Raw genomic sequence first — 23,087 nt, 5'->3', positions numbered from 1 at the left:
AGATGAGAGTAGCCATGATGCAGCCTTATCTGTTCCCCTACTTGGGGTATTTTCAACTTGTGAATGCAGTTGATGTATTCGTTTTTGCCGATGATGTAAATTTCATCAAAGGAGGATTTATTAATCGGAATAAAATATTGCATAGGAACGAGGAAAGGTATTTTACCGTGCCATGCAGTAAAAGAAGCCAAAACAAGTTAATTAACGAAGTAGGGATTGCCACGAAAATGAAAGGATATCCTGATACGATACCTCTTACCATTAGGCACGCCTATTCAAAAGCACCTTTCTTCACGGAAGTTTTCCCGTTGGTTGAGTCAATATTCCGTTCTGAGATTGATACCATTTCCGGACTAGCTGCAACTTCGGTAGAAAAAGTGTCAGAGTATTTAGGAATAGATGTGGATTTTAAATTTTCATCCGCTTCTTTTAGTTACACCAAAGGTCAAGAAAAATCCGATCGGTTGGTAAACATTACGAAGGATTTAGGAGGGACTATTTATGTAAATCCAATCGGAGGAAGGGACCTGTACTGCCAAAATTTTTTTGAAAACAAAGGGATTAAATTGGATTTTTTAAGACCTGAGTCCATTAAATATCCCCAGTTCAACTGTAAGTTTACTCCGAACCTCTCAATAATTGATGTTATGATGTTCAATTCCAAGGAAGATATCCATAGACTTCTTGACCAGTATAGACTTTTATAATTGTAATCCGAAACTATATAGGATTAAAGTTTTTTATTACTTAAAAATTTATTTCAGTAAATCACAAGGTATGAACAAATATCTTGTTTCAAGAAAATAATTCAGGCTTAAAGACTATTTAAGAAAAAAAACGTAACTTTCTGAAAATTAAAGCTTAATAAGCTTCTACATTTATTTATGGTGCATCTAGCACATTGTGTCCAGAAAATGGCCACGTAATCCCTCCCCGGACTTTATCATTTTCTACCTATTAGTAGTAACCAATAAAACGAAGAAAATGAAAAAAAGTCCAATGTTCAAAAAGCTACCTGCCTTTTTATACAAGAGAGTAATACTACCCAAAGTAAAAAAAGCAAACACTCGGGCTTCGCAGGCAATTCCCAAATATGAGATTAGTAATATGCATATTAGAAACGCCAAGTTAATAGCCACGAGGGAAGAATTACTACGAATTCTACCTCAAAATGGTACGGTAGCGGAACTGGGAGTTGATGAAGGTGATTTTTCAAACTCAATTCTATCCATTAATAAACCTAAGAAATTACATTTAGTTGATTTTTGGGGGAGTAAACGTTATAACCAAGATAAGCGAAAAAAAGTTGAAAGTAGATTTCAGAAAAATATTGAAGACAAAACGGTTGAAATCAATATAGGTTTGTCGACAACGGTAGTCGATAATTTTAAAGACAATTATTTTGATTGGGTGTATATTGATACATCCCATTCCTATAAAACAACCATCAACGAATTAGAGCTTTATAGTAAAAAAGTAAAAGAAGGTGGAGTTATTGCCGGGCATGATTATATTATAGGCAATTGGGATGGATTAGTACGATATGGGGTTATCGAAGCGGTTTACGAGTTTTGCGTTAAGTTTAACTGGGAAATAATATTCCTGACAGCTGAACTGAATAATAGTCCCAGCTTTGCTATTAGGCATATTGCTGATAACAAACAGGCATGAAAATTACTTGGTTTCGGTACTATCGGGGTTGCTGATAACAAACATTTGCATCGTTTGACAATTCACGACCTATAGTGCTTTTACTAATAATTGCCTGTAAGGATGGTAATTGCGGACGGAACTGCAAAGCCATTGTCAATGATTTATGCAAAGGGGCTAAATTGAAACTCACCTTTTTTCAAAAATATAGGTTAAAACACCTGGTCCGACTACATTCAACCGGCAATTAGCGCAAATCTATAAATTTGTCGCAGTCACTTTTGATAGGTTCAAAGTTCAAAACACGGTTCGCTAGCAACCACTGTGGCATTGCGACTTTTTTGGTTTCCATTGAAGCCCTAATAAAATAATTATCACCAGACTTGTGTCTTTCTTCGTTTGACTGCAACTAAATGTAGTTGATAAATTCCGAGTTTGAGCACTTCTATCCTTTGGGAAATCAAGAAAATAGGACTGTTTAAAAGTGCCTGGAACGGATGCTCATCGCAACAACCTCTATGATTCATAAATGAGCCTTTGGCAGGGTTAGTTGCAAAATAAGAACTGTAAATACAAGATTAATCATAACTTTGATACCACATGAACTACATTATCCGTTATTAATCAATAAAATAGGTGAACTACACTTGAAAGAGTTTAATTTAGCGCTCTTTTAGGTACTTATTAATAATAATTTATGAGAGGATTCAATATTGCAATAGGTTCAACCAATAAAGAAATTAATCCGCCTAGGGAAACTCAAATTGCTCCACATAATTCCATCACCTATAAGGATATTTATCTCGAAAATTTTTCTACCAATAAATTTGAGAATGACAGCTTATTCACAGAAACAACCGATTATATTGTTGTGATAAAAGGCGTGATTTTAAATCAAAAAGCCCTTTTAAAACACTCCTTGAATTGGGAACAGACCCTTATAGATCTATACCTAAAGGAGGGAAATGAATTTTTTAAAAAATTTAGGGGCAGTTTTTGTGGTGCGCTGTATGATAAGAAGAAAGAAAAATTGCTTGTTTTTACAGATCATATCGGCTCTAGAAATCTTTATTATTATAAAAAGGGAGATACTTATTTTATTTCAAGTGAAATAAATGAAATATATAATTTTCTTAAAGCCAATAATCTTTCGTACGGTTTTAATATTGAGGCCGCGTATGATTTGTTGAGCTACGGATATATGTTGGAAAATAAAACTTTGTGTGAGGATGTTCATAAGATATTGTCCGGAAATTACCTCCATATTGAAAATGGCAGCTCTAGTACGACAAATTATTACCAACTACCAAAATCGAAACTGGAGGGAGATATAGATGAAAATGAAGTAATTGAAACACTGGACACTAAATTTAGGGAAGCCATTCGTCTTCAATTTGACAAGGACAGGGAATATTCATACAAGCATCTCGTCACCTTAAGTGGGGGATTGGATTCTAGAATGGTCGCTTGGGTAGCACATGAAATGGGCTATACCGATCAAATAAACCTGACGTTTTCCCAAAGCGACTACCTGGATGAGACCATTGCAAAAAAGATTGCCGCTGATCTAAAACACGAGTGGGTCTTTAAGGCACTCGACAATGGTAATTTCTTAAAGGATATTGATGAAATCACTAAGATATCCGGAGGGCATGTGCTGTATTATGGCCTTGCCCATAGCCATAGTATTTATAAATATATTGATTCCGATATCTTGGGAATGACCCATTCGGGGCAATTGGGTGACGTTGTAATCGGCAGCTATATAAGTCGTCTGAACAAAAAGGATTTGGAAACCTTGGGAGGGAAATTTTCCAAGAGCATCGAGAATAAAAGTTCTGCAAGCACATCCTTCGATTCCTTCGAAGATCTTGAATTGGCCATGTTGTATCAAAGAGGGTTGAATGGCATCAATGAGGGGCTAAAAATCGGTCAAATCAATTCAGAAACCATGTCTCCTTTCTACGATGTAGAATTTATGGAATTTTGTTTGGACATACCGATTAAAAACAGGATGAATCACGGTATCTATTTAAAATGGCTTTTATCTAAATACCCGGAAGCAGCCAGCTATAAATGGGAAAAAACAAATAGCAAACCTTCTGCCAATCAAATTTCAATAAATTACAAGGGCAGGCAGATGCCTTTAAAAAGTGCCACGTCCGCCGCATTGCATAAGTTAGGTTTAAAGTCTTCTGCCAGAACTACCAAAAATCATATGAATCCATTGGAATACTGGTATACCACAAATAGCGACCTGAGGAAGTTCCAGGATACCTACTTCAAGGAGAATATTGATCGTGTAATCGATGGAAATCTGAAATCCGATTGTCAGAATCTATATAATTCCGAGAATGCCATTGAAAAGAATCAGGTATTGACCCTACTTTCCGCATTGAAACTTAATTTTTAATCGCAGCTTAACATCCTCAATTGGGTTTCAACAAATAACAATTTGCACTTTAGTAACTCCTATAGGAAAAGTATTCACATCCATTCGGACCCTAAATTCACAAATAACCCCAAACGATACGCAGGTGAGTTTTTTTAAAATCCATCGAATGGTATGAGGAAAACCTTGGGTAGTAGCGCGTAAATAGATCGTATTGTAGAAACGGAAGCCATTAAGGAGGATAACTTTGGACACTAAAGTAGTACATCGAATTTCAGCCTTGATACGATTCCACGAGTCGGGTTTAAAAAGCTCTTTTTACCTATCCTAGCTTCCAATTATTTGGGCTTTACAACAAATAATTTGGATTTAAATGGAACATTTTTACCTCTTTAGCTTCACCTTTACCTGTTATTATGGATAGTTTTTTGGCGATATATCGGTGGCTTTTGCACTAGCTTAAGCAAACCTGTTGCCTATACATAGCAGTTATCGGTTGTTAATCAAGAAAATAGTTAAAATATGCCCGAAAGATTTAACTTAGCGTCCTTTTGAAGAATTTTTAGAATTGACTCATGAACGGATTCAGTATTTCAATAGGTTTGAATGGTAAAACTATCAAGTCAGGGGAAACTCAAATCAGTGAGCATGACTTTATAGAATACGAGGATATCACACTCAAGAATCTTTCCAATGGTAAATTTGAAAATGACAATCTATTTCTGGAAACCCCAGATTACATTATAGTTCTAAAAGGGGTTATTTTAAATAAAAAAGATCTATTAGGCCCATCCTTGGATTGGGAGAAAACAGTCATAGAATCATATCGGAAAGAAGGAAATGGATTCTTCAAAAAATTCAGGGGAAGTTTTTGTGGTGCATTTTATGATAAAAAGGAGGGCAAGTGGATTGTGTTTACCGACCACATTGGGTCAAAGGCACTCTACTATTACAAAAAGGACGAAATCTTTTTTATTTCAAGTAAAATAAGCGAAATATATTCTTTCCTAAAGGAAAATAAGCTGGCATATAGTTTAGATATGCTGTCCGCCTATAATCTGTTGATTTATGGTTACATGCTCGATGATGGAACTTTATGTGGTGATATTCGTAAAATTTTACCGGGAAATTACCTTTGTATTCAAGATGGCAGCGTTGAAACGACAAATTATTATAAACTGCCCAATTCGAAATTTGAAGAGAAGGTGAACGAAGATGAAATAATTGAGACCTTGGACTTTAAGTTTAGGGAAGCTATTCGCCTACAATTTGACAAGGACAGGGAATATTCTTATAAGCATTTGGTTACATTGAGTGGGGGGTTGGATTCTAGAATGGTCTCTTGGGTCGCACATGAAATGGGTTATACCGATCAAATAAACCTGACGTTTTCCCAAAGTGACTATTTGGATGAGAGCATCGCAAAAAAGATTGCAGCCGATTTAAAGCATGAGTGGATTTTTAAGGCACTCGATAATGGTAATTTTCTAAAGGATATTGATGAAATCACTGAGATATCTGGCGGGCATGCACTGTATCATGGCCTTGCCCATAGCCGTAGTGTTTATAAGTACATTAATTCCGACATCTTGGGAATGACCCATTCGGGACAATTAGGTGAAGTTGTAATAGGCAGTAATATTACCCGTCTAGAAAAAAAAGATTTGAAAACCCTGGGCGGAAGATATTCCAACACAATGGAAAATAAGAATCCCACAAGGACACATTTTAAATCCTTTGAGGATCTTGAGCTGGCCATGCTCTATCAAAGAGGATTTAATGGTGCCAATGAAGGGCTTAAAATCGGGCAAATCAATTCAGAAACCATGTCTCCATTTTACAATGTTGATTTTTGGGAATATTGCCGGTCAATACCCTTAAAAAATAGGATGAATCATCGAATTTATCTAAAATGGGTCCTGTCAAAATATCCAAAAGCCGCAAACTATAAATGGGAAAAAATCAAGGCAAAACCGTCTGTCAACCGTTTTACATTAAATTACAAAGGAAGGGAGATTCCAATAAAAAAACTTCCTTCGGTTACCTTCCAAAAATTGGGTTTGAAATCGTCTCCTAAACTAACAAAGAACCATATGAATCCTTTAGGGTATTGGTACAATACCAATAATGATCTTAGGACGTTCCAGGATACCTACTTCAAAGAGAATATTGATCGAATAATCGATGGAAATCTGAAATCCGATTGTAAAAGACTTTATTATTCTGGAAACGGGGTAGAAAGGAATCAGGCCCTGACCCTTCTTTCTGCAATAAGGCTTAATTTTTAAATACAATTTTGAACTTCGAACTCTACCTATAAATAGTAAATCGAACATTATTAGTTCCTATGAAAAAAATTATTCATGTCCATTCAGACAATAAATTCATACATGATTCCGAAAGGTATGCAAATGAATTTTTTGATAACGAGATAATGGTTTTGGACAGTAAAAATGCCTCAAATAAAGAATATCATAACAAAGCCCTTTTCTTTGAACCCAATCCGGGTAACTTAACCAAAATTTTAGCAGTCGCTAATTCGGCGGACGCCTTGGTCATTTACAATCTGGACTTTTTTAAAAGCCAAATTGTGAATCGTATAGATAAAGGAGTTAAGGTTATCTGGCGATTTTTTGGTACTGAATTGTATTCTCGTAAACCGCATTTATTTCTAAGTACAAAGTCCAAGCCTTTTTTTGTTTCCAAAATAATAAAAGGTAGCATAAAATCGATTTTTCGATCATTTTTCCCGTATGAAAAGTCGTTTTATAGGGCAATAAAGCGTTCCGATGCAATTACCTGTGTTTTCAAGGAGGAGTACGAGTATTTAACCAGACATTGGAATAATCTCCCTAGGTTTATCCCGCTTTCTTTAGAACATCATCGGAATTATTCCAACGAAATTGATTTTAAGTTGGAATATCCCAAGGAAAATATAGTGATTATTGGTAACAGCAGGGCATTTTATAACAATCATTTGGATAGTTTGGAATTAGTAGAACATAGTAAATCTGTTCGGAAGTTGAATATAAAAGTTTTGTTCAATTATGGAGCGGAAAATAAATATACGTCCGCCGTACGTGAAAAAGCAAAATTGGTCAAGGTCGAATTAATAGATTCTTTCATCGATCCCAATGAATTTATAGGTTTTTATGGGCCCGTAGCTGCTTTTATAATCAATAGTTATAGACAGATAGCGCTTGGTAATGTTTTTATGGCTTTGCATAAAGGCGTCAAAGTATATCTAAACAGCGAAAACCCTACCTATCAGTGGCTTAAAAGAGAAGGGCTGTACATCTTTAATATGGAGGCTCTTGAAAACGATTTGGAAACCGGACAGATATACTTGGCGAAAAGTGAAATTGAACACAATCTTAAGGGTTTAAAAAAGCTTAAGGAAGGGAAGACCAAAAGCGAATTTATATTTCAGGTGCGCGAATTGCTGAACGAATAATACCTTTCTAATAATTTATGAATTCAGATGAAGTTTTTATAATTGACATATTCATAGTCAACTAAATTGAAAGATGGTACGTTTAATTTTTCCGTTGGAAATCACCTCCACAATAGTCGAAACTATTCATTTTGCAATTGATTCAAGAATAAAACTAATTTGGCAGTATTTTTATGGGGTGAAAATACTTAACAAGTTTAATCGCTCGTTTTATAGTTAAAGTTCAATTCTTAGATGCATACACTCTTTAATCGATTGTTTTATTTGGTGCTATTCCTTGGTTTCTTTTTACCATCGAATAGTACTTTCTATTTACCACTGCCCGGAGTGCAATTAAGAATAAACGAATTCGCCTTTTTTGTATTGCCCGTCATCAATTTGTTTTGTTATTCACCCTCCGGTGCGATTTTTAAAAATTCTAGCCTAAAAAGGAATATTATTCTTTTGATCATAGTGGTTGTTTTTACCGAAGTTGTAGTCAAAAAATTTATGTACGGTCAATCGTTGGGAGATGCCATTAAGGCCATACGCGTGGGATTACCTTTATTTTCCTCCTTAGTTCTTATAACCCAAGGGATAAGGGCCGATATTACAATCGTATGGAAAACAATATTACTCGCAGTTAGTGCTTCGGTGCTCATAGCAATCCTTTCCGTGTTTGTCAGTCTACCTATTTACCCCAATTTCGATGACGGTGCCGACATATTAAGGCAACAAGGTGGTAGATTAGGTAATGCCAATTTTCATTTTGGTTTAATTGGTATGTATCTTTTGATTCAAGAAAGTGATAAGTGGTACAGTCAGGGTAAATTGGTTAAGATTACTGCTATTCTAAGTGTTTTCGCCATTATTTTGAGTTTTAATAGAACCTTGTTGGCACTGATGTCTCTCGAGGCCGCCTATTTACTTTGGAACAAATTCGATTTCAAAAAGATTATGAGAATAGCATCGTACGGTGTATTGGCTCTGGCGGTCTTTTTTGGGGCCTATGCGAATAACCAAACAATGAGAAATCAAATCGATAAGAGAATCTTTTCAATACTTGAGGGGCAACAATCCATTACCGAAAGTACCGTGGATGGCAATAGAGAAGTAATATACAATGCGGTGGAAGAAAAACTGACTGCTGGATATTACCTTATGGGATTGCCTTACAAAACCCCAATTTTTACCTGGATCGCACGCTGGTCATTTCAAGATGATAGGCATATGACAGTTACCGACACCTCTATCTTTACAATTATCCTAAGATATGGCATTATACCTTTGCTATTGATATCGATAATATTAAAACAACTCTATTCGCTTTCAAATAATTTGTTCTTTAAAACTATTCTCATCTTAATCCTAATCGGGTCTTTAAACCTTGATCTTTTATTGCGATTAAACACAACTTTATTTCTCGCACTCATATTTCTGATAACAAAAGCCAAAATTAATGAACAAGATAGTATTCATAGCAAAGACCAATATTAATACGGACGGCAGAATTTTAAATGAATTAAGGGTCTTAAGAGAATGGAATAGAAATCTTGAATTTGATCTCATTGTGTTGCCCGATAAAAAGGTTACCATTACTTTTGACGATTCCATTAGGTTACATCAAATTAACAACAGGCTAAGACATAATAAGTTTTTAAGGCTTTTTACCGTACTTGAATTTACTTATAAGGCTTTTAGATTATTAAGAAAATTGAAGCCTAGTATTATTCATGCCCAAGATTCTGCAATAATTCTTCCGGTACTATTGTACAAATTGTTATATCCCAAAAATCTATATTTAATTTATGATGATCATGAGGTGCCAAACGAAAACGAATCCTACTCTAAAAAAATCGTGGATGCGTTGGAAAATTTTTTGATACGAAATTCTGATGCGGTCATAATGGCAAACAAGGAGAGAATGGTCTATTTAAAAGAAAGGTTACAACTAACAAATAGTCTTTCATATTTTTTGAACCTACCCTATTTTGATTATAGTCCCGACATAGTCGCATCGTCATCATTGGAATCAAAATTGGAGGAACTAGAACAACTAAAAAAAGCGGGTACCCGTTTTATAATTCATCAGGGGCCCTTAAAAATTGAAAGGGGAAGACAAAAATTGGCTGAATTTTGCAAAAAACTGCCCAAACCTTATGTAATCCTCTTATTGGGAGGAACGGAAACGGACTTTATTAAATTTAAAGAGGAATATGGGCTACAAAATGATAAATTCCTTTTTATAGGTCAGGTTAACTACGAAGTATTACCTTTATTCTGGAAAAAAGGTTGTGCCAGCATTGTAATGTACCTGCCCACATACACGAACAATAGACTTTGTGCGCCCAATAGGATGTACTTATCCTATTTTCTGGGTCTTCCGATTATAGTGAATAGGGATAACCCGGTATTACATAGTTTTATAATCGATTATAAAGCAGGAGCATTTATTGAAGACTATATGACAAATCCGGACGTGGAATTTTTTAATCAATTGAATACCCTGGTAATTGAAGACACCTCCAAAGAAAGCCTTCTTACTAAAGAAAAGAACAAATTAATTGATTTGTATTCGGGTGTGATAGATAAAATGCACTCGGCTAAGCAAGAAAATTGGTTGACTGAGCAAAGCTAATTGCCTAAAATTTTGACTTGTACGCCGGGAATCTATATAAGAATTTGGTAATATGGGCAGAACGTATAAAATATATGGGTGCGGGAAAAAGTGCATTCAATGAATAACTTATATTACAAAATGTCATCAAAAGAATATCTTGATGGTATAGACACAGCTTAAGCCTATGATTTCCTATACAAATCACGTAAAAGTAGTATTGGACGTTTTAGTAGCATTTTTGCTCTTATCCATATTCAGTCCTATCCTGATTATTTTGACTATCGGGTTATATTTTGCTAACAACGGGTCTCCGTTTTTTTTCCAACTCCGTCCAGGGCAAAACGGAAAGCTTTTTAGCATCATCAAGTTTAAAACTATGACGGACGAACGAGATGCCCAAGGAAAGCTCCTGCCTGATTCAGAACGGCTTACCCGTTTAGGAAAATTGGTTCGTAAATCTTCTTTGGACGAACTTCCGCAGTTGCTCAACGTGCTTAAAAGTGATATGAGCGTTGTTGGCCCTAGACCTTTGCTGCCGGAGTATCTGCCCCTTTATACTAAAAATCAGGCAAGACGCCATGATGTACGGCCCGGTATTACCGGTTGGGCCCAGGTAAATGGTAGAAATGCCATAAGCTGGGAAGAAAAGTTTGATTTTGATGTTTGGTATGTAGAAAACCAATCATTTACTTTGGATTTGAAAATACTTTTATTAACCATTAAAAAGGTGTTTATGAGAGAAGGAGTAAACCAAATGGGGGAAGCAACGGCCACACCTTTTAAAGGAAACTTATGATCAATATTTATGCAGCAAGTGGGCATGCCAAAGTGATACTCGATATTGCTAAATCCATAGATTTATCCGTAGCTGGAGTCTATGATGATGACGCCTCCCTTCACCAGATTTCTGGTTTCCGAATTCAACAACCCCAAAAAGGGGTGAGAATTTCAAATGCCATAATTGCCATAGGAGACAATGCCATAAGGAAAAAGATAGCATTGGATAAAGACATTACTTTGGCGGCCTGTTTAATACATCCTTCCGCACAAATCGGTGGTGCTGTCTTTTTAGATAAAGGCACTGTTGTAATGGCCAATGTGGTTATTAACAATTCAGCAAAAATAGGTGAAAACTGTATCCTTAATACTTCGTCTATTATAGAGCATGATTGTGAATTAGGAAACTTTGTGCACCTCTCCCCAAACGCTACCTTGGCAGGTGGTGTAAGCGTAGGTGAAGGCACCCATATAGGGTCCAATGCCGTGGTTATTCCCGGCATAAATATCGGAAGGTGGGCGGTTGTGGGCGCTGGAGCTGTTATTCTGAGAGATGTTCCAGATTACGCAGTGGTTGTAGGTAATCCGGGAAAACTAATAAAATACGTTACAAGTAACAACAAGGACAACCTATAAGGGTAATTGTTCTACAATTTGATCTATTCTATGGTCGGACAAGGAGAAAAGGACATTGCTGATTCGGAATAGTTTAAACTTAAACGAGAGAGCGCTGTTGATTTACCATCGGCATAATCATTATTGGAATCTATCACAATTGTTCCCCGCTGCTGAGAACCACCTCCCCTAATTGAATTGGTTGTGCCAAAAGTTGTATTGGCAATGCCAATGTCGTCCAAAATACCAATTAAAGTAAGGCCGTTTGTGCTCCATCTTCCACCATGTCCACCTGTGAACGTGCTATTTCGTATCTCTGCCCCGGCAGGGCCATTCTCTCCTTGGACAACAACTTGGGTATACCATGAATCAAATGGGTCGTCAGGGTGGCCTTCAAAGCTGCATCCGCAGACCAAATTGTTTGTAGAACCGGTTGCACTACTGCTTGACGCAATTACGAACAATCCTGCTGGATTTAAACCTCCTTTAGAGGCAGGAACCAGTTGCGGGTTGTCATTTGCGGCAGACACAAATGTTGAATTTATCCAAGTAGTATTCCCTATAAAATTCTTTACAGTCCTTCTTTGCGCATCCCTTACGGAAATGTTCTCGAACCAAAATGATAGGGGTGAGTTACTGGTATCAAAACCTGGGGAATTAAGGGTTATACCACCTGCATCCTCGCCCCAAAGCCTAAAAAGTTCTGAATTTTTATATACAATTTGCGTACTTTGGCTTGGGGTGTCCTGAGCACTTACCAAAAAACCATGCACCATTCCAGGGTTATCCCCAGAACTTCCGTTGCTGTTAAGACTAACAAGATCATGTATGTCAACATTATCGAACACTGATTGACCATAGATACCCGGCTCATCGTATATAAGCATCCTTATTCCATTGGCGTTATCATGGATAACATCGTATATCTCAATGTTTTCAAAATGCACTCTCGACTTAATGTCTATTGTACTACCGGATTTATCGTTACCATCTATTTTTAGATTTCTTATAGTGGTCAATGAATTGCTATATTCTCTTTTATCAATGAAAAGCATCCAATGAACGTGCCCATTCCTCGTGATAGTGGAACCATTTAAATCGATGATTTGCGCCATGTTTTGATCTAAGACAAGACTGCTGCTTATCAAATAGGTCTTATTAGGGTCCGAGGTAATGTCCGTTTCGTTATCGAAGGCATTCTGTATTGCAGCCGTATCATCGGTTATCCCATCCCCCACTGCACCATATGATTGCAGGCTCGCTGCTTCAGGGTTTTGCCTAAAGGAATTAACAATTACATCACCCTCTGACATTGTTGCAGTACCATCTCCATTATCCACCTCTACCGTATACGTAAAAGTATCGGCGGTTTCCGCGGTTTCCTCAGTATCATTGCTGGTATCTAGGGAATTTGGAGTATCTGGCGTATAGGTAATTGTACTATTGTCATTGAGGGTTACCGTACCATTGTCGGGTTGGGTTACATTGGTTATTGTGGCAGAATCCTCTTCATCTATACCATCGTTGGCTAGAACATCCAACGTAGTACTTCCGCTAAGGGAAACAAAAAAGAAGTCGTCAACAACAAAACGACCCTGAATCTGGGTATCAGCAACTACGTACTCTGCCAACAAATCGGAGTCTTTGGAGCAAGATAAACTTGACAATAAAATAATAAGAAGAGGTAACACTTTCAGTGGGGAGTTAGTGTCCAATATCATGATAGGTTAAGAATTTTGTAGGTTTAATTTTTAATTTGGGTTAGGTAAATTTATTTAAAAATTCTATGTCCTCGATAAAATTCATTTTTTTTTCGATGAACTGCATTTTTTTCTTAATACTTTACGATTGAATCCGTTATTTTGGATGTGCAAACATTCTATATTCGATGAACTGTACTTTTTTTTAACATTTGTTTTACAAAATATGTAGTCTATGCCAATTTTCCATCTGTCCATTCGGACATTCGCTTGGTCCATGACAACTTTTTTCTGAATTGAAGTAATTCAATTCATGATCTAAATAAAAAAACTACTTTTTGATATAGCCGTTCAAGTTCAACAAAAGAATCGTTGAAACAACATTTTAAGTAAGCCAAACAAATTGCTTGATAGAGCGTTTTCTTAAAATATTTTCACAATTTAGGAAAAGTAACAGTATTAGGTGGAATTTCAGGACTGGCAATACCGAACTGATTAACTGTGAATTATATTATTCTTCTTTGTTCACACTGGCTAGACTAGATATTAGTGTAGAAAAGGAAATTTAGGAATATAGCACGGAAAGTCATTTTAAATCCAGTGTTGAACAAGTATCTTTCCAAAACAGCCATTGAAATTACTAACTTACAAAGCTCCTCATTTCAAAAACATGTAGCCTCAACTAATTTCAGAGGGAGTAACTTCCTAAATTCTATTCTTGCACTTCTTTTAATTTGGGGGTTGGTTTTTGAATTTTTAATTGCTTAAAGATAACTGATGCAAAGATCTGGAATCGATAGCCTTAGAACTTCCACCATTTTTTTATGGACTTATTGTAGCCGTAACCATATTTTCCTCCGTAGCCCAAATTGGAATCGTTCACTCCATTTACAATAAAGGATAATCCATTAAGTTTACCCTCTTTATAAAGTCCAAGAGGATATTCCAATACTTTCATTTCTGTCACCCCCGCTCTGGTCACATATAAAATCCGGTCTGCGTATTCACTGATCAATAATGTGTCGGTCACTACCATTAATGGCGCTGTGTCTACAATAATATAATCATACCGTAAGGACATACATTCCAATAACTCTTTCATTCGGCCGTTCATCAATAGTTCTGCAGGATTTGGCGGAATTTTTCCAGAATAGATTACATCAACTGTTTGATCATAAGCCAACATGGGAGAAATGATATCTTTCCCCTCCAAATTTTGATTTACCAAGTATTCGGTAAGTCCTTGGCCTTCTTTGTTCCTTGTAGCCCTACCTAATTTGTCAACATTTTTCCCGGAATAAAACTGATATATTTTTGGATTTCTAATATCGCCTCCTATCAACAATACCTTTTTATCTGTATTCGCAAAAATCATAGCTAAATTAGAGGCTACCAACGTTTTGCCTTCACCTGAAACACTGGAAGTTACATAGATAATGTTGGCTCTATTCTCTTTTTTATTTTTGGATTTTAGCAGATAGTCGAGATTGGTCCTTAGGATACGTAAAGACTCCGCCAATACTGTTCGTTCCCCTGGTCTCACCAGTTTATTTTCCTTTTTAGAAATTTTAGGAAGCTCAGCCAATACAGGAATGTCTTCTGTCAATTTTTCCAAACCAATCTTATTATGAACTTTATTGTCCAATAGAGAATTTATGTAGATAATAGAAAATGGCACCAATAATCCAAGAAGTAAGGAAGCCAAAAATACAAGTTTTTTCTTGGGGGAAATCGGAAAATCACTTACTGCATAGGCATCATCAAGTATGTTGGATTTTGGTTCGGAAGACGCAAAAGCTATCTGGGATTCCTCTCTTTTTTGTAACAAATATAAATACAAGGATTCAGTAGTTTCTTGCTGTCTTGATATATCCCTTAAAGCACGTTCATTTTTTGGAGCCGAGTAAATTCTTGAATTGATTCTGGATAGCCGACTACTAAGATCATTAACTTGGAGGCCCAAACTATTTGTCATCCCTTCCAAACTTGTCCGCATGCTACGTTTAAGTCCGTCGAGTTGTTGATCCAAATTTACAATAATCGGATTTTTGTCATTGGAACTCTCCAATAAACGTTTTCGTTCCAAAGCCAACTCATTATATCTCTGGGTGGTGGTGGCTATAGAACGGTCTTCCAATCCAATATTCGAAGGAAGTAAATCATAACCGTCATCGGTATCAATAATGTTCTTCATTGAAGAGGCAATATCCAATTGTATGGATGCATCCTGCAACTGTTGTTGATTTTGAGCCCCAAGATTTAGATTGAGGTTTGTCTAGGTGGCAATATCGGTTAAACCTCTGTCCGATTTAAATTCTACTGCCGATTCATCCGCACTAGTCAAACTAGATGAAATTTGTGATATTCTATCATCTATAAATTCGGATGTCCTATCGGCAAGGGCTTTTTTGTCATCAATGGCATTCTGATTATAAATTGCTATTAAGGTGTTAATGACATCTTGGGCCCTTGGAACGATGGCATCGTTTAAGGAGAGTGTAAGTATCTTCGATCTATGATTTTCGACTGAAATTTCCAGAGCTTTTTGATAATTCGCAGCAACAGTGGATAAAGGATTAACTGATACTACGTAATTTGTCCCAAACTTATGGGAATCCACATTATTTGGGGTTACAATTATTTCTCCAACCGGCGAAGAAATTGTTTTTCCGTATGAATACAATGTGGTAGGACCCTTATCGTTTTCGGCATACTCAAAGGTTGTTTTCGATGACAGCGTGATAAAAAAACCCGCCCTTGAATTATGGACTAGAGAATCAGGTGCGATAAAATTTATGTTGAACGGAGGGTCTGGATTGCGATAAATAGGTGAGTTTTTAATATTACCCAAAGCGGTAATATTGATATTGAGCCCTAATTCCTTGACTAAGGCAATTAGATTAGATCTTGATTTTATAATCTCAATTTCATCCTCTATTTCGATACCTCCTTCGCCTAACATACCCAAATCCTCAAAAACACTGAGTTGGGAAGATCCTTGTTTGTTGTCTAATATTTGAATCTTAGCTTCTACCGCGTAGTGAGGAACAGCATAACGGATATAAATGAATCCAATTATTAAGGCCGTTATTCCCGATATGACAAACCATTTCCAACTTTTTAGGTACGGTTTCAGAATTTCTCTATAATCAGGACCTTCTTGAGAATGATTTGAGGGCTTCGAACTCATTTAATATTCATTTATGAATCAATTTCTTATGAACGGGTAATCAAAATAATAGAAGAAGTTATCAAAATGGATGCGATGGAAATGGCAATAGTAGTCCTTTGATCAAGACTAGTAGCAGAAATTCCTGATTTATTAGGTTCTACATACACCACATCATTTTGGGTAAGGTAATATACCGGGGACTTTACTACGTTCTTTGAAGTAAGATCAACACGTGTATAAACTTTGGTACCGTTAAAATCCCGTATGACCAAAACATTAGTTCTAACACCTCTAATTGTTAAATCACCTGCAAATCCCAATGCTTCCAATATGGTAATCTGCTCTCCGTTAACTGGGTAGGTTCCTGGCCTATTCACTTCTCCTAAAACAGTAACCGTATAGTTCCTCAATCTTATATTTATTATAGGATCCTTCAGATACTCCGATAATCGTTCCCTTAGAAGTATTCGCAGTTCATCTGGGGACAGCCCCTCCACTTTTAATTTTCCGATAACCGGAAAATCAATCTCCCCTGCCTGATCCACCAAGTAATTTACTTGTTCCGGTTGGCCACCCATTCCCGGCATACCTCTAAACAAATTAAAAGGGCCACTGGCTTCAGGGTTTAAGGAAGAAACATGAATATCTATGAGATCATCGACCTTGAACTTTGATATAAATCCACTGTTGTTTACCAAAGTCTCAAAGTCCCCAGTATCCTGAAAATACACCACCTCCTTCCGGGAGGCGCAGGAGGCAACGATTATTGCAATTACACAAAAAAGGGAAATGACTCTGATGGAAATACCTATCTTTAGCATTGGATTACATAATTATTGGTTAAAGGTTCGCAAGTTAAAGGATTTATTTAGGATTCTACGACTTTTAAGGCTATAGTGTTCCCAACCTCCGGCTTCCCGTTTTCGTCCAATTCACAAAGCTTGGAATTTTTGGAAATATATTCCGGCACAATGCTTTTCATAAGTTTCACCGTATTTTTACTGAAGAACATATTGGTAATACAAAGTTCATCTATTTTGGACTTAAGATCAGTGTAATCCAATTCTCGTGTTTTACTTATTTTAATTTTCTTATGATATGTAGGAAGTGTGTTCTCGCCATTGGCCAATAATTCCTCGTACAGTTTTTCGCCTGGTCTTAGTCCCGTAACTTTTATGTCAATATCCTCAGGGTAACTCAATCCAGATAACTTAATCATATTTTTTGCCAAATCATAGATTCTAACCGACTCTCCCATATCAAAAATAAAAATTTCGCCGCCCTCGCCCATGGCCCCTGCTTCCAATACCAATTGAGAAGCTTCCGGAATTGTCATGAAATATCGAGTAATCTCCTTATGGGTAAGGGTTATTGGACCTCCATTTTCAATTTGTTTCCGAAACAAGGGAATTACAGAACCATTGGAACCCAAAACATTTCCAAAACGCGTTGTAATAAATTTGGTATTGTTCTCTTTTTGCAAACAACTCACATAAATTTCAGCTATTCGCTTACTCGCCCCCATGACATTGGTGGGATTAACCGCTTTATCCGTTGATATGAGCACAAATTTTTCAACATTATGGCTCAGCGCAAGATCAGCAATAGTCTTTGTACCCGCTATATTGATTTTTATGGCCTCATAAGAATTATATTCCATCAAAGGCACGTGTTTATAAGCGGCAGCATGAAAAACGATATCAGGTTGGTATTCTTGAAAAATACTGTTCATCCTATTTTTATCCCGTACATCTCCTACCAGTGGAACAAAATTATGATGCCCTTTTTGCTTTAACTCCTGTTGCAAATCATAAAGTGCTGATTCCGCTTGGTCAATAATTATAAGAGAACTATAATTATAATTACATTAGTCTAACTATTTCGCTGCCTATGGAACCCGCACCGCCAGTGACAAATATTACTTTGTCTTTCACTTCCTCGCGTATCTTAGAGTTTGCAATATCAATAGGTGCCCTATTCAATAAATCCTCGATCTGGACTTTTTTGATTTGAGAGGCTTTTAATTCACCATTTATCCAATCTTCAACCGGAGGGACTATTTTTACCAACACTGGAAAATCTACCAACCCCTCGACCAAACTCTTCAGTTTTTTGTGATCTATATTCTGTATACAAAAGATTATCTCAGCAATGCCTTTCTTACGAATAAAGGCCTCTGTTAAAACTTCCGGAGCATAAACACTGACGCCATTGATGAGTTTGCCAATCTTCTTTTTATCCCTATCAATATAACCGATAACCTTAACATTACTTTTGGAGTGGTTGGTGATAGCACCATAAGTAAGTATTCCAGATTCTCCCGCACCATAAATCAAAACGTTTTTGGATGAATTGAACCGTTTCTCATTGAGATAGTTATGGAAGAGTGATTTAAAAACATACCTAGAGGTAACCAATGCAATAAAGCTTAATAGGCTATTATATATTATAATTGATATTGGGATGGTGAAATCATCCATTAGTCGAAATTTTCCGTTTGCTAGAATCAAGAAAATTGACAAAATACTGGCAAGGCAAATGGCGTTAAAAATGTTATAAACGTCACGTACTCCGGTATGCCTAACTACACCCTTATATGAACCTACTATTAAAAATGAAAATAATGCAATTAGCGAAACCCACGGTAGTTGTACAAATAATTTATCCACATCAAAATCAAAGGTGAGATTAAAACGAATAAAATAAGACAGAACAAATGAAATTACCACTATGGCAATATCAATTCCCAATACCAACCATTTGGAAGCATATCTTTCGACCGTACTGGTAAGATAGTTTTGTATCATTTCAGGGCAAGTTTAACGATTTCAACTATTCGCTCCAAATCCTCAAAAAGCAGATTGGAACCACTAGGTAGACATAGTCCTGTTTGAAAAAGGCTTTCAGAAATACCATTCGTAAAGTTAGGTTCTCCTTTAAAAACCGGTTGCAAATGCATCGGTTTCCATAGCGGTCTAGATTCGATGTTCTCATTTTCCAAAGCCAAACGAATTCTCTCGCGCACCCCGTATGACGGTGTTAGTATACAACTTAGCCATCTATTGGAAAACATTCCATCCGGTTCCTTGAGAAATGAAATCTCGTCCAAATCTTGCAAAGCTTCTAAATAGTATTCATAATTTCTTCGTCTCGCGCTGACTCTTTCGTTCAAAACTTGCATTTGCCCTCTGCCAATACCTGCCAACACATTACTCATTCGATAGTTGTGACCAATTTCCGAATGCTGATAATGAACCGCATTATCTCGTGCTTGGGTCGCCAAGAAAATGGCCTTATCCCTATACTCTTTGGTTTTAGAAACCAAAGCCCCTCCTCCTGAGGTAGTTATTATCTTATTGCCATTAAAAGAAAGTATTGAGATATCACCAAAAGTTCCGCATTTGCGACCCTTGTAGATACTGCCAAGAGCCTCGGCACTATCCTCTAAGATAGGAATTTGATACTTTTCGGCCAAAGTGTGAATTTCGTGAACTTTATAGGGCATTCCATAAAGATGTACCGCCACGATGGCCTTAGGTTTCTTACCCCTACGAATTCTCTCCTTAATTGCTTCTTCCAGAAGTTCAGGACATATGTTCCATGTCTTGCTTTCACTATCAACAAAAATAGGCCGGGAACCTAAATAGGTAATCGGATTGGCGGATGCCGAAAAGGTAAAACTTTGGCAAAGCACCTCATCACCCTTGCCAACGCCTAATAATTTAAGTCCAAGATGGATTGCAGCTGTCCCGGAGCTCAAAGCCGCAACATGAACTTCTTCTTGGAGGTAATCTTCCAAATCGCCTTCAAAACCCATCACATTTGGACCCAATGGGGCAATCCAATTGGTTCTAAATGCCTCATCAACGTAGTATTGCTCACTACTTCCAATATGAGGTGAAGAAAGCCAAATCTTAGTCAGTGTTTCCAAAAACAGTTAGGTTATAGTTCAACTACAATTTCATCATCAAAAGTAACCATAGTTTCATTTATACAATCAAAAACGGGTTATAATTCGTTTAAGAATTGAAAAACATCGGCTAAAAGACTTTTTTGGTGTTCAAATCCTAATTTTTCACACCTTAATCCATAACTTTCCCATCGTGCCCAAAAAAATACCTTTCATATATAAATTATTATTGAATATAGAGTTATTTACTAATCTTTGCAGTCAAAAGTTATAAACATCAATGAAAAAAATTACTGAAATTTGTTGTATCGGAGCAGGTTATGTTGGTGGGCCAACCATGTCTGTCATTGCAAGCAGATGCCCAGAGATTAACATCACGGTGGTGGATATTGATCAGGACCGGATTGATAAATGGAACCAAGCCAATTTAGAGAATCTTCCCATATACGAACCTGGACTCAAGGAAATAGTTGCCCAAACTCGGGGAAAAAACCTTTTCTTTTCCACAAAAGTTGATAAGGCCATAGACCGGGCACAAATGATTTTCATCTCGGTAAATACCCCAACCAAAACATATGGAAAAGGAAAGGGACAGGCAGCAGATTTAAAGTACATTGAACTTTGCGCCAGAAATATTGCCAGAGTAGCAAAAGATGACAAAATAGTTGTAGAAAAATCAACACTCCCTGTACGGACCGCCCAGGCCATTAAGAATATACTTCAGAATATGGGTAATGAGGTAAACTTTGAAATTCTTTCGAATCCTGAGTTTTTGGCAGAAGGTACCGCTATCAATGACCTACTGAATGCAGATAGAGTTCTAATTGGTGGCGATGACACTCCCTCTGGCCAAATGGCCAAGGATGCGTTAAGTGCGATTTATGAACATTGGCTACCGAAGGAGCGGATATTACAGACCAATGTCTGGTCCTCTGAACTGTCTAAATTGGTCGCCAATGCTTTTCTGGCACAACGCGTATCATCCATTAATTCTATATCGGCCCTATGTGAGAAAACGGATGCCAATGTTCAAGAAGTGGCCAAAGCAATTGGCTTTGATAGTAGGATAGGCCCCAAGTTTTTACAATCATCCGTTGGATTTGGCGGTTCCTGTTTTCAAAAGGATATTCTCAATCTGGTTTACATCGCTCGCAATTACGGACTACATGAAGTAGCGAATTACTGGGAACAGGTAATCCTAATGAACGATTATCAAAAGCGACGTTTTGCCGATAATATCGTTACTACTCTGTATAATACTGTCTCTGGAAAGAAAATCATATTCTATGGTTGGGCTTTCAAAAAGGACACTAATGATACAAGGGAATCCGCTGCCATCTATGTGGCAGATGCCTTATTGGAAGAAAAAGCCGAATTATTAGTTTATGACCCAAAGGTGACCGAGGACCAAATTTATAAGGACCTCGACAATTTAAAGACTCGCAAACCTAATGAAAATAGGCGCTTGTTAAAAGTAATACAGGAACCCATCGAAACGACCAAGGAGGCACATGCCATTGCTATTTTAACAGAATGGGATGAATTTAAGACCTATGATTGGAATAAGATTTTCAATAATATGTTGAAACCTGCTTTTGTCTTTGACGGAAGACGTATATTGGATGCAAGTAAGATGAAAGCAATCGGTTTCAAATACTATAAAATAGGGCAATCATGAACATATTGGTGACTGGGGCAGCCGGGTTTATCGGCTATCATGTTTGCCAGAAGCTCCTTGAAAACAACCATAGAGTTGTTGGACTAGACAATATCAACGATTATTACGATGTACAGTTGAAATATGACCGCCTGGCACAGCTAGGCATTGACCAACAATCCGCAGAGAAGTACGACCAGAAGATACGAAGTAAAATCCACCCATCGTTTTCCTTTATACGTTTAACTTTAGAAGATTTTGAAAACCTGCCCTTTCTTTTTAAAAAAGAAGCATTTGATGTCGTTTGTAATTTAGCGGCCCAAGCTGGGGTGCGATACAGTATTCAGAATCCTAGGGCATACGTTGATAGCAATATTGTGGGCTTCCTTACTATTTTAGAGAATTGTAGGCATTATAAGGTAAATCACTTGGTGTATGCCAGTAGTTCTAGTGTTTATGGTCTAAGCGATAAGATTCCTTTCGAAACTTCCGATTCTGTGGATAATCCCATCAGTCTGTATGCCGCTACCAAAAAGAGCAATGAACTGATGGCCCACACCTATAGCCATTTATATGGTCTTGCCACTACGGGCCTCCGTTTTTTTACCGTTTACGGTCCTTGGGGCAGACCGGATATGGCTATATTTCTTTTTACGGATGCTATGCTAAAAGGCAATCCTATTAAGGTATTCAACAATGGTAATATGGAACGTGACTTTACTTATGTTGACGATATCGTTGAGGGAGTTGTGCGTATCATTGAAAAAGACACTGAAGAAAGAACTATGAATAATGAACAATACAAGCTCTATAATATTGGAAACAACAAATCGGTAAAACTATTGGATTTTATTGAGGCCATAGAATCAAATTTGGGCATTACCGCTAAAAAAGAAATGCTTCCCATGCAACCCGGGGATGTTACCGCTACCTGGGCCAGTGTAGATACACTTATTGCCGACTACGATTATAAGCCTAATACACCAATTAAAGAAGGTGTCAAAAAATTTGTAGATTGGTACAAGGGTTATTATAACAAATAAAAGATATATTTTTTGGGCATCATGAAGATTTGAGACATTTCTACTTATCCCTAGCAACATTGACCAAACTTGTTTTAAATGGATTTCATAAAACCAATCTTTTAAAAAAATGAGCTTA

The 23,087-nt window shown here is 37.0% G+C and carries 18 protein-coding genes; 11 read left to right on the top strand and 7 right to left on the bottom strand.

Annotated elements, in window-relative coordinates; all coding sequences use genetic code 11:
• Positions 1 to 2: 2 nt before the first annotated feature.
• From ACP2AF_RS13845 to ACP2AF_RS13805, 9 genes are all read left to right on the top strand, one after another.
• Entirely contained in the window at positions 3 to 707 is a 705-nt protein-coding gene (locus tag ACP2AF_RS13845) for a WbqC family protein (RefSeq protein WP_425236745.1), read from the top strand.
• A 277-nt stretch (positions 708 to 984) separates the two neighbouring features.
• Entirely contained in the window at positions 985 to 1,671 is a 687-nt protein-coding gene (locus tag ACP2AF_RS13840; protein WP_425236744.1) for a class I SAM-dependent methyltransferase, read from the top strand.
• A 676-nt stretch (positions 1,672 to 2,347) separates the two neighbouring features.
• The gene (locus ACP2AF_RS13835; RefSeq protein ID WP_425236743.1) at positions 2,348 to 4,063 is read left to right on the top strand and encodes an asparagine synthase-related protein; all 1,716 of its coding nucleotides are present in this window, start codon (positions 2,348 to 2,350) and stop codon (positions 4,061 to 4,063) included.
• A gap of 554 nt (positions 4,064 to 4,617) precedes the next feature.
• A complete protein-coding gene (locus ACP2AF_RS13830; RefSeq protein ID WP_425236742.1) occupies positions 4,618 to 6,330 on the top strand; it encodes an asparagine synthase-related protein in 1,713 nt (570 codons plus the stop codon).
• A gap of 59 nt (positions 6,331 to 6,389) precedes the next feature.
• Complete coding sequence (locus ACP2AF_RS13825) at positions 6,390 to 7,496, top strand: hypothetical protein (RefSeq protein WP_425236741.1); 1,107 nt, start codon at positions 6,390 to 6,392, stop codon at positions 7,494 to 7,496.
• A 234-nt stretch (positions 7,497 to 7,730) separates the two neighbouring features.
• Entirely contained in the window at positions 7,731 to 8,972 is a 1,242-nt protein-coding gene (locus ACP2AF_RS13820; RefSeq protein ID WP_425236740.1) for a hypothetical protein, read from the top strand.
• Positions 8,935 to 10,113, top strand: coding sequence for a hypothetical protein (locus tag ACP2AF_RS13815; protein ID WP_425236739.1), 1,179 nt, complete (start codon positions 8,935 to 8,937; stop codon positions 10,111 to 10,113). The genes ACP2AF_RS13820 and ACP2AF_RS13815 overlap by 38 nt, the downstream gene beginning before the upstream one ends.
• A gap of 166 nt (positions 10,114 to 10,279) precedes the next feature.
• A complete protein-coding gene (locus ACP2AF_RS13810) occupies positions 10,280 to 10,891 on the top strand; it encodes a sugar transferase (protein WP_425236738.1) in 612 nt (203 codons plus the stop codon).
• Positions 10,888 to 11,508 (top strand): acetyltransferase, encoded by a 621-nt coding sequence (locus ACP2AF_RS13805; RefSeq protein ID WP_425236737.1) that lies wholly within the window; start codon positions 10,888 to 10,890, stop codon positions 11,506 to 11,508. The genes ACP2AF_RS13810 and ACP2AF_RS13805 overlap by 4 nt, the downstream gene beginning before the upstream one ends.
• 23 nt (positions 11,509 to 11,531) lie before the next feature.
• On the opposite strand, the gene ACP2AF_RS13800 is transcribed toward ACP2AF_RS13805, so the two are convergent.
• From ACP2AF_RS13800 to ACP2AF_RS13770, 7 genes are all read right to left on the bottom strand, one after another.
• A complete protein-coding gene (locus ACP2AF_RS13800; protein WP_425236736.1) occupies positions 11,532 to 13,118 on the bottom strand; it encodes an Ig-like domain-containing protein in 1,587 nt (528 codons plus the stop codon).
• An 871-nt stretch (positions 13,119 to 13,989) separates the two neighbouring features.
• Positions 13,990 to 15,420, bottom strand: a complete 1,431-nt coding sequence (locus ACP2AF_RS13795) for a polysaccharide biosynthesis tyrosine autokinase (protein WP_425236735.1) — start codon at positions 15,418 to 15,420, stop codon at positions 13,990 to 13,992.
• Positions 15,421 to 15,462: 42 nt separating this feature from the next.
• Positions 15,463 to 16,377, bottom strand: coding sequence for a Wzz/FepE/Etk N-terminal domain-containing protein (locus tag ACP2AF_RS13790; protein ID WP_425236734.1), 915 nt, complete (start codon positions 16,375 to 16,377; stop codon positions 15,463 to 15,465).
• Between the two features lie 26 nt (positions 16,378 to 16,403).
• On the bottom strand, positions 16,404 to 17,180 hold the full coding sequence (locus tag ACP2AF_RS13785; protein ID WP_425236733.1) for a polysaccharide biosynthesis/export family protein: 777 nt from the start codon (positions 17,178 to 17,180) through the stop codon (positions 16,404 to 16,406).
• A gap of 47 nt (positions 17,181 to 17,227) precedes the next feature.
• Positions 17,228 to 18,166, bottom strand: coding sequence for a UDP-N-acetylglucosamine 4,6-dehydratase family protein (locus ACP2AF_RS13780; RefSeq protein WP_425236732.1), 939 nt, complete (start codon positions 18,164 to 18,166; stop codon positions 17,228 to 17,230).
• A 55-nt stretch (positions 18,167 to 18,221) separates the two neighbouring features.
• A complete protein-coding gene (locus ACP2AF_RS13775; RefSeq protein WP_425236731.1) occupies positions 18,222 to 19,166 on the bottom strand; it encodes a hypothetical protein in 945 nt (314 codons plus the stop codon).
• On the bottom strand, positions 19,163 to 20,290 hold the full coding sequence (locus tag ACP2AF_RS13770) for a DegT/DnrJ/EryC1/StrS family aminotransferase (protein ID WP_425236730.1): 1,128 nt from the start codon (positions 20,288 to 20,290) through the stop codon (positions 19,163 to 19,165). The genes ACP2AF_RS13775 and ACP2AF_RS13770 overlap by 4 nt, the downstream gene beginning before the upstream one ends.
• A 259-nt stretch (positions 20,291 to 20,549) precedes the next feature.
• On the opposite strand from ACP2AF_RS13770, the gene ACP2AF_RS13765 reads away from it, so the two are divergent.
• Together ACP2AF_RS13765 and ACP2AF_RS13760 are read left to right on the top strand one after the other, a co-directional pair.
• On the top strand, positions 20,550 to 21,947 hold the full coding sequence (locus tag ACP2AF_RS13765; protein WP_425236729.1) for a nucleotide sugar dehydrogenase: 1,398 nt from the start codon (positions 20,550 to 20,552) through the stop codon (positions 21,945 to 21,947).
• Positions 21,944 to 22,969 (top strand): NAD-dependent epimerase, encoded by a 1,026-nt coding sequence (locus ACP2AF_RS13760; RefSeq protein WP_425236728.1) that lies wholly within the window; start codon positions 21,944 to 21,946, stop codon positions 22,967 to 22,969. The genes ACP2AF_RS13765 and ACP2AF_RS13760 overlap by 4 nt, the downstream gene beginning before the upstream one ends.
• The last annotated feature ends 118 nt before the right edge of the window (positions 22,970 to 23,087 follow it).

This window comes from Ulvibacterium sp. (assembly GCF_965248315.1).
GTDB lineage: Bacteria > Bacteroidota > Bacteroidia > Flavobacteriales > Flavobacteriaceae > Ulvibacterium.
This window is presented reverse-complemented; position numbering and strand designations above follow the sequence as displayed.